12 protein-coding genes are annotated in these 12,977 nt (G+C 62.8%); 9 read left to right on the plus strand and 3 right to left on the minus strand.

Annotated features, from left to right (window positions below; translation table 11 throughout):
- A complete protein-coding gene (locus FCS99_RS05595) occupies positions 1–600 on the plus strand; it encodes an FKBP-type peptidyl-prolyl cis-trans isomerase (protein ID WP_138511089.1) in 600 nt (199 codons plus the stop codon).
- A 9-nt stretch (positions 601–609) separates the two neighbouring features.
- On the opposite strand, the gene FCS99_RS05600 is transcribed toward FCS99_RS05595, so the two are convergent.
- Together FCS99_RS05600 and FCS99_RS05605 are read right to left on the minus strand one after the other, a co-directional pair.
- On the minus strand, positions 610–2,163 hold the full coding sequence (locus FCS99_RS05600) for a TadE/TadG family type IV pilus assembly protein (protein WP_138511090.1): 1,554 nt from the start codon (positions 2,161–2,163) through the stop codon (positions 610–612).
- Between the two features lie 83 nt (positions 2,164–2,246).
- Complete coding sequence (locus tag FCS99_RS05605; protein WP_233352669.1) at positions 2,247–3,671, minus strand: TadE/TadG family type IV pilus assembly protein; 1,425 nt, start codon at positions 3,669–3,671, stop codon at positions 2,247–2,249.
- Between the two features lie 318 nt (positions 3,672–3,989).
- Between FCS99_RS05605 and FCS99_RS05610 the strand changes: the two genes are divergently transcribed.
- The 5 genes from FCS99_RS05610 (at position 3,990) to FCS99_RS05630 (ending at position 7,747) form a co-directional block, all read left to right on the plus strand.
- On the plus strand, positions 3,990–5,267 hold the full coding sequence (locus FCS99_RS05610) for a pilus assembly protein TadG-related protein (RefSeq protein ID WP_138511092.1): 1,278 nt from the start codon (positions 3,990–3,992) through the stop codon (positions 5,265–5,267).
- 5 nt (positions 5,268–5,272) lie between these two features.
- Positions 5,273–5,716 carry a TadE family protein gene (locus FCS99_RS05615; protein WP_138511093.1) on the plus strand — a complete coding sequence of 148 codons (444 nt, stop codon included), beginning with the start codon at positions 5,273–5,275 and terminating at the stop codon, positions 5,714–5,716.
- Complete coding sequence (locus tag FCS99_RS05620) at positions 5,706–6,119, plus strand: TadE/TadG family type IV pilus assembly protein (RefSeq protein ID WP_138511094.1); 414 nt, start codon at positions 5,706–5,708, stop codon at positions 6,117–6,119. Before FCS99_RS05615 ends, FCS99_RS05620 begins: the two co-directional genes overlap by 11 nt.
- 74 nt (positions 6,120–6,193) lie before the next feature.
- The gene (argE, locus tag FCS99_RS05625) at positions 6,194–7,354 is read left to right on the plus strand and encodes an acetylornithine deacetylase (RefSeq protein WP_138511095.1); all 1,161 of its coding nucleotides are present in this window, start codon (positions 6,194–6,196) and stop codon (positions 7,352–7,354) included.
- Between the two features lie 3 nt (positions 7,355–7,357).
- Positions 7,358–7,747 carry a hypothetical protein gene (locus FCS99_RS05630; protein WP_138511096.1) on the plus strand — a complete coding sequence of 130 codons (390 nt, stop codon included), beginning with the start codon at positions 7,358–7,360 and terminating at the stop codon, positions 7,745–7,747.
- Between the two features lie 61 nt (positions 7,748–7,808).
- On the opposite strand, the gene FCS99_RS05635 is transcribed toward FCS99_RS05630, so the two are convergent.
- The gene (locus FCS99_RS05635) at positions 7,809–9,020 is read right to left on the minus strand and encodes an NAD-dependent epimerase/dehydratase family protein (protein ID WP_138511097.1); all 1,212 of its coding nucleotides are present in this window, start codon (positions 9,018–9,020) and stop codon (positions 7,809–7,811) included.
- Positions 9,021–9,420: 400 nt separating this feature from the next.
- On the opposite strand from FCS99_RS05635, the gene gap reads away from it, so the two are divergent.
- The 3 genes from gap (at position 9,421) to FCS99_RS05650 (ending at position 12,896) form a co-directional block, all read left to right on the plus strand.
- Entirely contained in the window at positions 9,421–10,434 is a 1,014-nt protein-coding gene (gene gap / locus FCS99_RS05640; protein WP_138511098.1) for a type I glyceraldehyde-3-phosphate dehydrogenase, read from the plus strand.
- Between the two features lie 24 nt (positions 10,435–10,458).
- On the plus strand, positions 10,459–11,670 hold the full coding sequence (locus FCS99_RS05645; RefSeq protein WP_138511099.1) for a phosphoglycerate kinase: 1,212 nt from the start codon (positions 10,459–10,461) through the stop codon (positions 11,668–11,670).
- Positions 11,671–11,858: 188 nt separating this feature from the next.
- Entirely contained in the window at positions 11,859–12,896 is a 1,038-nt protein-coding gene (locus FCS99_RS05650) for a class I fructose-bisphosphate aldolase (protein ID WP_138511100.1), read from the plus strand.
- Positions 12,897–12,977: the final 81 nt, after the last annotated feature.

Genomic DNA, 12,977 nt, shown 5'->3' on the forward strand with positions numbered 1-12,977 from the left:
ATGATGAAACGGATCGCCCTGTTCGCGGCCCCCGCCCTGGTTCTGGCCGCCTGTGCCGGTACACCGGAAACGCCGGAAGAGATCCTGGCCGCGGCCCGGTCCTGCAATACGCCGGATGAGGCTGTGATCCCGACCGTGGAAGGCCCGGCCTCCAGTCGTGTCGGCATCGCCAATACCGAAGCCTCTGAGGCTTATCTGGCGGCTGTTCTGGAAGAGCGCTGTGTCTATGAACTGCCGTCCGGCCTGATCATCCGGATCCGCCAGTCGGTGGACGACGCGGCGTCACCGGAGCGCGGTGACCTGGTGACGGTCCATTATACGGGGCAGTTCCCCAATGGTGAGGTGTTCGACAGTTCCCGAACCCGCGGTGAACCGGCCACCTTCCCGTCCGATCGCCTGATTGCGGGCTGGGTCGAGGCCCTGCCGCTGATGCGCGAGGGCGAGCGTTGGGAACTCTACATTCCGGGCGATCTGGCCTACGGGTCGCGCGGCACGGGACCGATCGGGCCGAACCAGGCCCTGGTTTTCGATCTGGAACTGATCGACCTGCCGGGTGCAGAGGATGAGGACGAAGCGGACGCCGGGGACGGCGCGGAGTAACCGCGCGGCCTAGCGCGAAATCCGCAGATTGGTCAGGTCCGAGGCGATGGTCTCGAAGGCTGCTTCCAGCGCCTCGTCCGACGGCGAGTCGAAATAAAGGCTCGGATGGGTCGCACAGCCTTCCATCAGCTCCCGTGTTGAGGACGAGTTCACCTGGAAGGTGATCGTGTAAATGCGAATGCCCAGGGACTTGGCGTAGTCGCATGCGGCTTCGGTACGATCATCCAGTTCACGCGACAAGACATTGCCGCTGGAGCTGCGCCGGCCCAGGCGGCCGTCCACGGCATAGCCATAGGCCTCGTAGTCGGACATGAGATCGGTATTCCGGCCGCTCATGACATTGTCGCCATCGGTCAGGATGACCATCGCCTTGATGACTTCATCATCATTCCAGCTGACGCCCTGGGTGAAAGGCTCGCCCGGAGAAATGACCCGTACGCCCCAGCCGATCCCGTTGGGGATATTGGTGGTGCCGCTGGCGTCCATGGCGTCGATGGCATTCTGGACGGTGCGTTCATTCGTGGTCAGCGGGGTGATCGGCGTCGTGGTGCAGGAGCGGTTGGTATAGCTGCTCCAGGCCGAGGCGCCGTCATATTTGGGCATGTAGGTCAGGCGTTCATTGACGCCGCCCGATGTCTGGTCATCCAGATAGGAGTTGGAATAGCGGCCATTGTCCGGCTCGTCCGGCGAGAAATAGGGGACGAAAAGGGTTTCCGGTCGGCTGTTGGACGGGGGCGTGTCCTCGATGTCATGCGGGATCGCGCGCGCTTCGACACAGCCCTGCCAGGATGAATTCCGGATCTGGTCGAACAGATCCCAGTGATTGATCCGGTATTCCTCGGTGGTGCAGCGACGGCGCCAGCCCCAGCCGGTACAGGTCTCCACCTCGACCGTATTGCCACCCCATTCGCCATGCTGCGGAGAGCGGGCTTCCGGGTCGAGCCACCAGTCGCGCTCATACTGCGTGCCGACATTCACCGTGGCCGCGAAAGGGACCAGGCCAATCTGGACGTCACCGGTCTCGTCGGCGGCGTCATAGAGGATTTCGGTCAGCAGTTCGGCGCTGTCGCGCAGGGAGCGGATCTTCGAGCCGCCCATCGAGCCGGTATTGTCCAGAACCATGACGAGTTCCAGCCGGCTGCGGGCACGCTGTACCTGGCTTTCCCAGTGCACGGTGATGAAATCGATCCCGGCCAGACCCAGCATGGTTGTGCGAACGCGGGCCGCGCCGGACACGGTGACCGTATCATTCTCGTCATCCTGCTGGACGACGACGTCCACGACGGTGCCCAGCTCGCGGCCCGGATAATTGGCCGCGATGAAATTGTTCGCGATTTCCATCGCGTCTTCATTGGACAGGGATGTGTTCACACCGACAGCGAGGGCGGCGGCATCCAGCGCCTGGGACAGGCGCGAACGCGCATTCATGGCCTGGCTCAGATCCACGGCACCGCCGGACAGAAGCGTCACCGGCAGCAGGGAGAGCGAAAAGATCATGGCGACATTGCCCCGGCGATTGCCGAGCATGTCGATGAATTTTGAAACCAGCCGCTTGAAGGCCATGGCAGAGTCCCACCGCTATTCGGTAAAATTCTAGCGGTTGTGGATTAAGGTCCCGTTATGGCGCAGGGTTTCCGGAAACTTAATCAGCGCGAGAGCCGCAGATTGGTCAGATCGCCCGCGATCATCTCGAACGCGGTGCGCAGCGCCTCTTCCGAGGGGCTGTCATAGTAGAGCCAGGGCGTGGTCGCGCAGTCCCGCATCAGATTGCGGGTCGAGTTCGAGGAAACCTGGAAGGTGATCGTGTAGACGCGGATATCCAGGGAGCGGGCGTATTCGCAGGCGTCTGCCAGGCGATCATCCAGCGTATCGGCCAGGGTTGTGGAACTGGACGAGACAAGGCCCAGCCGGCCATCGCGCGAATAGCCATAGCCGGAATAGTCGGAATAGTTCTGGTTCGACCGGCCGGTCATGACATTGTCGCCATCGGTCAGGATGACCATGGCCTTGATGACATCCTCATCACCGAAGGCACTGCCTTCCGAGAACGGGGCTTGGGGGGACAGGACACGCACTCCCCAGCTCACCCCGATCGGGATATTGGTCGTGCCGCTCGCGATCATGTCCTCGATGGCGTCATCAATGGTGGCGCGGCGATTGGTCAGCGGCGTGATCGGGCGGGCGGAACAGCCCCAGTTCGGACCGGCCCCACTGGCATCCCGCCCGGCGTATTTGGCGCTGTTGCGCATGCGGGCCCGTTCGTCATAACCGCCCATCCGGTCGTCCATATAGTCATTGGAATAATAGCCCCGGTCCGACTCGTCCGGCGCGAAATAGGGCAGGAAGAGGGTTTCCGGCCGGTTCGGGTCCGGCAGTGTGTCCTCGATGTCGTGCGGGATGGCGCGGGCCTCCACGCAGCCTGCCCAAGCGCGGTTGTCGATGGCATCGAACAGGTCCCAGCGATTGGCCGCCGGGACAAAATTCTCGCTGTGCAGCGGGTTCAGCCCGTCCGGATCGAGCCACCATTCGCGCGCGTACTGCGTGCCGACATTCACGGTTGAGGAAAAGGGGACCAGACCGATGGCCAGGCGTTCCGGGTCCGAGCTTTCGAACAGGATGTCGGTCAGCAGGAGGCCCGCCTCGCGCAGGCTCGCGATCTTGGAACCGCCCATCGACCCGGTATTGTCCAGCACCATGACCAGTTCCAGCCCGCGCCGGGCCCGCTGGACCTCGCTTTCCCAATGGACGGTCAGCTCCTCGATCCCGATCAGGCCGAGGAACATCGTGTCGACCGCCGCCTCGGCCTGAACGCGCACCCGGTCATTCTCATTGTCCAGGGTGACGGCGATATTGCGGACCGTGCCGATTTCGCGGTCGGGATAATTGGCGGCGAGGAAATTGCCGGCGAGTTCGGTGGCACTGTCCTGGCCGATACTCGTCTGCACGCCGATGGCCAGCGCGGCCGCATCCAGCGCCTGGGACAGGCGCGTGCGGGCATTCATCGCCTGGTTCAGGTCGACGGCACCACCGGCCAGGACGGCCAGCGAAACAAGCAGCAGGGAGAAGATCATGGCAACATTGCCGGATCTGTCACCTGCAAACCGGACAAGAACACGCCCCAGGACGCGCATCGGACTTCCTTTTTACGCACAAGACGGGCGGCATGCTTCCACCGGTTGCGTGAGGTTGAAACGTCAATCTGCGGCTTGGGTAAAGGCGAGAATAACGCGGGAAGCGAACTTGTTTTGCGCATCAGGCCAGCTTGGAAAAGGCCTGATAAATCAGCCGTTTAAAATAGTTCGACTTTTACCAAAAACCCTTGAAATCTTTTCGAAAAATCCTGCGTCCGGTTTCACGTCCGGCGAAGGAATCATCGCGATAATGGCGCCATGAATCACTGGGGCTTCGAAATGTTCTCCAACTGGCTGTCCAATCGCCGCGGCAATACCACTGTTGTATTCGCCCTCTGCCTCCCGGTGGTGATGGGGTGTGCGGGACTGGGTGTGGAAGTGGGGTTCTGGCAATACCGCCAGCGCGAGGCCCAGACGGCCGCCGACCTGGCTGCCTATGCCGGCGCCGTGTCGCTGCGCAATCATGAAAGCGTCGCCCAGGCGCGCGAGGAAGCGGCGGCCGAGGCGCGTCTTCACGGTTTCGAGGCGACGGCCGGTATCATCAATGCGATGTCGCCGCCGCAAACGGGCAATTACCAGGATAACCGGTCCATGGAAGTGGTCCTGACCCAGAACCTGCCGCGCTTCTTCTCCTCGATCATGTCGCAGGAACCCCTGCTGATTTCGGTCCGGGCCGTTGCGACCTACCAGGAAGAAAGCGATGCCTGCCTGCTGGCGCTGAGCCATGATGACGGGGCCGCGATCGATCTGTTCGGTTCGTCCAATGTCGCGATGATCGAGTGCGAGATCATGTCCAACTCGATTGCCGATGATGCGGTTACCTTGCGTGGCTCGACGGATGTGGAAACGCCCTGCATCAATTCGGTGGGCGGTTTCGTGGTCGGGGGCGGCAGTGCGAGCTATACGCTGACCGATTGCCGTGAGCCGCGGACCAATCTGCCGCGGGCGCAGGACCCCTATGCGGATGTCGAGCCGCCGACGCTGCCGTCCTCCTGTTCCAACATCAATAGTGGGGGTGGCGGTCCGAATGCCGGCCTCGTTTCGGTCAGCGCGGGTCCCTCGGGCGTCAAGCGCTTCTGCAATGGTCTCAACCTGACCGGTGAGTATGAGTTCGAGCCCGGTGTCTATGTCATTGATGGCGGCGACTTCCGGATCGGGGCCCAGGCCACCGTCGTCGGCGACGGCGTGACCTTCTACTTCACGGACGGAGCCCGCGCCCGCTTCAATGGTGGTGCCACGGTCCAGCTGACGGCGCCGAATACCGGGGACTATTCCGGCCTCGTTTTCTTCGGTGACCGGGATGATCATGGCGTCGATCACGTGTTCAACGGCACGGCTGACAGCCTGATCACCGGAGCCATCTACACACCGTCCAGCGATATCAGCTTCCTGGGCGATTTCTCCGGCCAGGAGGGCTGCATGCAGCTGGTTGGCTACACGGTCGAGATCGGCGGCAATGCCAGCATCACGACCGACTGCACAGGCGTGGGCCTGACCTTTCCGAAAATCCCTGGCGATGTCCGTTTGGTGGAGTGATCCTCATGACCCGTTTGTTCCAGAGTGTGATGCAGACCCTGTCGGATTTCCGGGCCTCCCGGGCCGGAACGGCGGCCGTGGAATTCTCGCTGATCGTGCCGGTTCTCGCCGCGCTCCTTCTGGGCGTGTTCGATCTGGGACGGATGACCTATGACCGCACCGATCTGCATTCGGCCGTGCGGGGCGGGGCCCAGTACTTCATGGCCGGTGGCGAGGATATCGATGAAGCGGTCTCGATCGTGAACCGGTCCTGGACCAATCGTCCGGAAAACGCCCAGGTCACGGTCGTTAAGTGCTGCAAATGCGCCGAGGCCGACGCGCCCTGCGGCCAGCTCTGCCCGGATGGCAGCGTTCCCGACATCATGCACGAGCTGGAGGCCACGGCTTACTTCACCGGCGTGTTCGGCGAATATGAAGTGAGCGTCGAGGAGGTGGTCCGTGCGCGCTGATCGACACATCTGGCGGCGGTTCGGCCGCGATCGCTCCGGTGCGGGGGCGCTGGAATTCGCCCTGATCTCGCCGGCCCTGATCTTCCTGATCATCGGTGTGATCCAGATCTCTCTGGCCCTGTACAAGGGCTCGACCGTGCAATGGATCGCGGAACGTGCCGTTCGCACGGCGATGATCGATGCCAGCGTGGATGCCGCCGCCTTGACCCAGCTGATCGAAAGCGATCTGGCGGAAATGGGCGAGGACCTGCAGGTCCAGGTGGCCTTCCAGATCGATGATACCGGCGCGGTGCCGATCGGCCGGATCCAGGTGGACTATGCCTATCCGGTGGCCCTGCCGCTGGTGGAGACCTTCTACGCCACATTCTCGGTCGACAGTGTCGTGCCCATGCCGCAGGTCTGAGCGGTGCCCGTACCGGGGCGGCCGGGACCGCAAAACCCGTTGACGCCGGGCCTTGGCCTTGTCAGACGGGTGAGATGAGCCATCTCGATACCGCCATTGACGAATTGCGTGACCTGGTCGCGTTTGACACCACGTCCCGCAACACGAATCTCCCGCTGATCGATCATGTCGAGGCCAAGCTGCTTGCGCTGGGGGCGGTGTGTGAACGCATCCCGTCCGCGGACGGGAAGAAGGCCAATCTGCATGCCCGTTTCGGTCCGGCCGTGCCCGGTGGTGTGATCCTGTCCGGTCATACGGATGTGGTGCCGGTTGATGGCCAGCCCTGGACGTCCGATCCCTGGGCGCTGACCGACAAGGGCGATGGCAAGCTCTACGGTCGTGGCACGTGCGACATGAAAGGCTTTTCAGCCTGCATTCTCGCCCTGGCGCCCAAGATGGCCGCGGCCGATCTCAAGAAGCCTGTCCACATTGCTCTTTCCTATGATGAGGAAGTGGGCTGTCTGGGGGCGCCGGCCCTGATCGACCGGATCATGGAGGGCCCGATCCAGCCGGCCATGGTCGTGGTGGGCGAGCCGACCGACATGAAAGTGGTCACGGCGCACAAGGGCCTGTTCTCCATGGTGGTGAAGGTGCGTGGCCGGGAGGCGCATTCCTCCTTGGTCAAGGACGGGGCCTGTGCGGTGACCCATGCTGTGCCCTTGATGAATTTCCTCGTCGAGGAAGCGGCGAAGATGGAAGCGGCGGCCCCGGCCGACAGCCCGTTCAACCCGCCCTATGGAACGCTGACCATTGGTGAGGTGAAGGGCGGCACGGCGCTGAACATCCTGGCGCTGGATTGCGAGTTCGGCACGCTGATGCGGCCCTGTCCCTGGGATGATCCCCACGGTCTGGCCGAACGGCTGCGGGAGAAGGCGGCCGGGATCGAGGCGGAGATGCGCAAGGCGGCGCCGGAAGCCCGGATCGAGATTTCCATCCGCTCCGACGTCCCGGCCTTCGCGCCGGAAGACAATGGCCTGGCCGAGCGGCTGGCGCGCCAGCTCACCGGGGATAACTCGACCCGCGTGGTCAGTTATGGCACCGAAGCCGGCCAGTTCCAGAAGGCCGGCCTGTCCGTCGTCGTCTGCGGGCCCGGTTCGATCAGCCAGGCCCACCAGCCGGACGAGTTTGTGGCGATTGACCAGCTCGAGGAATGCTGTGCCTTTCTCGACCGGATGGTCGGCGCATTGCAGGCCTGATCGATGAGCTACACCTACCGGTATGACCGGGAATTGAAAGTCTTCCGCATCCGGTTCGAGGGTGAAGTCGACATGGCGGAAATCCTGCGCTCGGATGCCGATCTGATTGCGGAGCCCGATTGGCCCCGGTCCCGGCGCATCCTGACCACGCTGGCCCCGGGCACGGATCTGAGCTCATTGACGGTCGAGCAGTATCTCGAAACCGCCATGCCCTACATGGAGCGCACGCAGGGGCAGCGCGGTGAGGGAACCAGAGAGGCCTGGGTCATCCCAGAGCGCTGGAAGTCGCCGATCATCCAAGTCTGGCAGCACTTGCCGCAGACGGAAGCCCTGCATGATTTCGGTGTGTTTGAATCCGAGGCGGATGCCCTGGCCTGGTTGCTCGCCGACTGACCCCGACAACAAAAAAGGGCGCCGCAACGGGCGCCCTTTTCTCATTCGATCCAGCGAACGCCTACTCGGCGGCCGTCGTCGTGGCGGCCGGCTTGGCGGCGGCCTCTTCGCGGCCCTTGCCCCAATAGGAGATGCAGGGGATTTTCGTCTTGTCGCAGCGCCCGGCATATTTGCGGGCGATGTCGGTGACTTCTTCCATCAGGCCGTCGGCCAGCGTGGTGGGCTTCAGGCCCATTTGCAGGAAGGTGTCGTTTTCGACGTGCAGGTCGTTTTCGTCCGCTTCATTGCGCGGGTTCGGGACCAGCTGCATTTCGGCGCCGGCCAGGTCGGCGATCATCTTGGCCAGATCGCGGACGCGGTGCGTCTCGGTCATCTGGTTCATGATGCGGACCTTCTCGCCATCGAGCGGCGGGTTCTCGACCGCCAGCTGGACGCAGCGCACCGTGTCCTGGATGTGGATGAAGGCGCGGGTCTGGCCGCCCGTGCCGTGCACGGTCATCGGATAGCCCACGGCGGCCTGCATCAGGAAGCGGTTCAGCACCGTGCCGTAATCGCCGTCATAGTCGAAGCGGTTGATCAGGCGCTCATCACGCTTGGTTTCTTCCGTCTGCGTACCCCAGACGATGCCCTGGTGGAGATCGGTGATCTTCACCTTGTCGTTCTTGTTGTAGAAATGGAAGAAGAGCTGATCCTGGGTCTTGGTCATGTGGTAGATCGAACCCGGATTGGCCGGATACAGGATTTCCTGGTCCTTGAGGCCTTCATCGGTCTCGATCTTCACCTTCAGATAGCCCTCGGGGATTTTCATCCCGGCCGTGCCATAGCCATAGACGCCCATCGTGCCCAGGTGGACGAGATGGATGTCCTTGCCGCTGTCGACGATGGCGGCGAGCACGTCATTGGTGGCGTTGAGATTATTGTCCACCGTGTAGCGCTTGTGGCGGGCCGACTTCATGGAGTACGGCGCGGCGCGCTGCTCGGCGAAGTGAACGATCGTGTCCGGCTGTTCGTCGGCAATGAGGTCGACCAGTTCCTGGTAGTCCTTGCCGATATTCATGTTCACGAACTTGATGTCGCGGCCGGAAACCTCTTTCCAGGCGGCCAGACGCTCCGACATCGGACGGATCGGGGTGAGGCTCTCGACTTCGAGCTCCACATCGATCTTGCGACGGGACAGATTGTCCACGATGACCACGTCGTGGCCCAGATTGGAAAGGTGGAGCGCCGTCGGCCATCCGCAGAAGCCGTCTCCACCAAGAACGATTACTTTCATGTACGTCTGCCCTCGACGTGTTGTCCTAGTGTCGAAGGGTTCTCGCAAGGGGGGCGATACAATTCAAGTCCCGGTCTGCGCGACGGGCTGTGCTCCGGCGGTTTCAAAATCAAAACAGCATATTGTGACTGCGATCCGCGCAGCCGTTGGTCGGGGGCATGCCGCGGTAGCGTTATCATGGATATTATTTCGCGCACTTGTGGCATTTTGCGATCTATATTTTGCGCCACTTTTGCTGTGCTCGAATGATTGGCGCGCCTGCACCAGAAAATGAAAAATTTCCGTTTTCCGGGATTTCGTCGCACTCCATCGGTGGACGGGGGCGGGAAAGGCCGCTAAATCCGCGCCAGATTTGCCGGGTCGACAAGGCGATCCGGTGGCCGTCAAGGAGATGAAAAGCATGGCTCTTCGCGTCGCAATTACCGGATTTGGCCGTATCGGCCGCCTGGCACTGCGTGCCGTCCTGGAAGAAAAGCGCTGGGACGAGATTGAAGTTGTCGCGATCAATGACAGCTCGACGCCGGAGACGAATGCACACCTGCTGACCTATGACAGCGTGCACGGGCGCTATCCGGGCGAGATCAAGGTCGGCGATGACTGGATCGATGCCGGTTTCGGCAAGATCCAGAAAGTCTCCAACCGCGACCCCAGCCAGCTGCCCTGGAAAGAGATGGGCATCGACATCGTTCTGGAGTGCACCGGCAAGTTCAACTCCAAGGAAGCCTCGATGGCGCACATCGAAGGTTCCGGCGCCAAGAAGGTGCTGTGCTCGGCTCCGGCCAAGAATGCCGACAAGACCATCGTCTATGGCGTGAACCATGATCAGCTCTCTGCCGATGATCTGGTCGTCTCCAACGCCTCGTGCACCACGAACGGCCTGGCGCCGGTTGCCAAGGTGCTCAACGACGCCGTGGGTATCGAACGCGGTCACATGACCACGATCCACGCCTATACCGGTGACCAGCCGACCCTGGACCGGAACCACAAGGACCTGCACCGCGCCCGTGCGGCCGCCATGTCGATGATCCCGACCTCGACCGGTGCTGCCAAGGCGGTCGGCCTGGTCCTGCCGGAACTGGTGGGCAAGCTGGACGGTGCCGCCGTGCGCGTGCCGACCCCGAATGTGTCGCTGATCGACCTGGTCTTCACGCCAGGCCGCGCCACGACCGAGGCGGAACTGGCCGAAGCGGTGAAAGCCGCAGCCGACGGCCCGATGAAGGGTGTGCTGGGCTATGACAGCATCCCGCTCGTCTCCATCGACTACAATCATGACAGCCGCTCCTCGATCGTCGCCATCGACAAGATCAAGGTGATCGATGAGCGCCTCGCCCGCGTGATGACCTGGTACGACAATGAGTGGGGCTTCGCCTGCCGCATGATCGATACCGCGGTCGCCATGGGCAAATACCTCTAAGCGACACAGACAGGGCCGTCCGACATGACCGAGATCCGCCGCATCCAGGATGCTGACGTCGCCGGCAAGCGCGTGCTTGTCCGCGTCGATTTCAACGTGCCGATGAAGGATGGCGAAGTGACGGACGATACGCGTCTGCGCGCCGCCCTGCCGACCATCGAACACCTGGCCGAAGCTGGCGCGAAAGTGGTCCTGCTGGCCCATTTCGGCCGTCCGAAAGGCCAGGTCGTGCCGGAGATGTCGCTGGAACCGGTCTGCCAGCCGCTGGCCGATCTGCTGGGCGAAGCGATCAGCTTCTGCACGGAGACGGTGGGCGAGCATGCGGCCTCGGCCGTGGCCGACCTGGAAGATGGCGACATCATGCTGATGGAAAACACGCGTTTCCATCCGGGCGAAGAGAAGAATGATCCGGCCTTCTCCCAGCTCCTGGCTGAACTGGGCGATCTCTATGTTGATGATGCCTTCTCGGCGGCTCACCGCGCCCATGCCTCCACCGAGGGTGTGGCGCAGCTTCTGCCGGCCTTTGCCGGCCTGGCCATGCAGCGCGAGATCGACCATTTGGTTGCCGCCCTGGAAGCGCCGCAGCGCCCGGTGATCGCCCTGGTGGGCGGCGCCAAGGTCTCCACCAAGATCGATCTGCTGCAGAACCTGGTGAAGAAGGTCGACATCCTTTTCGTCGGTGGCGGCATGGCCAATACGCTCCTGCATGCCCAGGGCGTGAAGGTCGGGGCCAGCCTGTGTGAAAAGGATCTGGTCGATACGGCCCGGGCCATCCTGGCCGCGGCTGAAGAGGCCGGCTGCAAGCTGATGCTGCCGAGCGATGTCGTTCTCGCCAAGGAATTCAAGCCGAACCCGGACACGCGTCTGGCCGCCGTCACTGACGTCGCTGAGGACGAGATGATCCTGGATTGCGGCCCGGCCACGGTAGTGGCCCTGTCGCTCGCCATGGAAGACGCCAAGACGCTGATCTGGAACGGTCCGCTGGGCGCGTTCGAAACGCCGCCCTTCGAAACGGCAACCGTGGCCGCGGCGGAACAGGCGGCCAAGATGGCCAAGGCCGGTGAACTGGTCGCAGTGGCCGGCGGCGGCGATACGGTGGCCGCGCTGAACCAGGCCGGTGTTGCCGACGATTTCACCTTCATTTCGACGGCGGGCGGCGCCTTCCTGGAATGGATGGAAGGCAAGGATTTGCCGGGCGTGTCCGTTCTGATGGAAGTGGAAGGCGTGGACGCCTGACACGGGGCCGGATTGCCTCCGCGCGAGGCCGATGGTAACGATAACATGAATTCTGCCGGGCCGGGTGGCGTCTATTCGCTGTCCCCCGGTGGGCAAGTGGGCCGTGCCGTATTACAACGGTCCGGACGATGGTTCGGGCGGGCCTGGGGGCCTGCCGCGAAAGCAGATCACGAACTGGGGTAGATGTGATGGATCTCGATCAACTCAACGAAATCGCGTGCGCCATGGTGGCTCCGGGCAAGGGTATCCTGGCCGCGGATGAATCCACCGGCACGATCGGCAAGCGCTTTGCCTCGATCAATCTGGACTCCACGCCGGACAGCCGCCGTGACTGGCGCGAGATGCTGTTCCGCACCGAGCCGGCCATGTCCGACCGGATTTCCGGCGTCATCCTGTATGATGAAACCATCCGCCAGTCGGCCCAGGACGGCACGCCGCTGACCAAGCTGATCACGGATGCCGGTTCCATTCCGGGCATCAAGGTCGATACCGGTGCCAAGCCGCTGGCCGGCGCCGAGGGCGAAACCATCACCGAGGGCCTCGACGGCCTGCGGGACCGCCTCGCCGATTATTACGAACTGGGTGCCCGCTTCGCCAAATGGCGCGCCGTGATCAATATCGGCGCCAAGGGTGATGAAGCCGTCCCCTCCCAGTATTGCATCAACACGAACATGCACGCCCTGGCCCGCTATGCCGCGCTCTGCCAGGAAGCCAATATCGTTCCGATCGTCGAGCCGGAAGTCATCATGGATGGCGATCACTCGATCGAGCGCTGCTATGAAGTGACCGAATTCTCGCTGAAGACGCTGTATCGCGAACTCTTCGACCAGGGCGTCGTGCTGGAAGGCACGATCCTGAAGCCGAACATGGTGATCTCCGGCACCCAGGCCGCTGATCGTGCCGGTCCGGAAGAAGTCGCCGACATGACCGTCCAGTGCCTGGCCAATTGCGTGCCGGCGGCAGTTCCGGGCATTGCCTTCCTGTCGGGCGGTCAGTCCGACGAGGAAGCCACGCATCACCTGTCCCTGATGAACGGTTCCTACGACCTGCCCTGGCCGCTGACCTTCTCCTATGGCCGCGCCCTGCAGGCGGCTCCGCTCCAGGTCTGGGGTGGCAAGGCGGAGAATGTGGCTGCCGGTCAGGCCGCCTTCAATCACCGCGCCAAGATGAACGGCCTCGCCGCCCTCGGCGAATATGAGCCGGAGATGGAAAAAGAGTTCGCGTAAGGCGATCTTCCAATTCCACGCACAAAAAAACGGGGCCCCGCGGGGCCCCGTTCTCGTTTCAGCTGAGCAGCGGGCTGGTTT

This window comes from Maricaulis alexandrii, from assembly GCF_005871165.1.
GTDB classification, from domain to species: Bacteria; Pseudomonadota; Alphaproteobacteria; order Caulobacterales; family Maricaulaceae; genus Maricaulis; species Maricaulis alexandrii.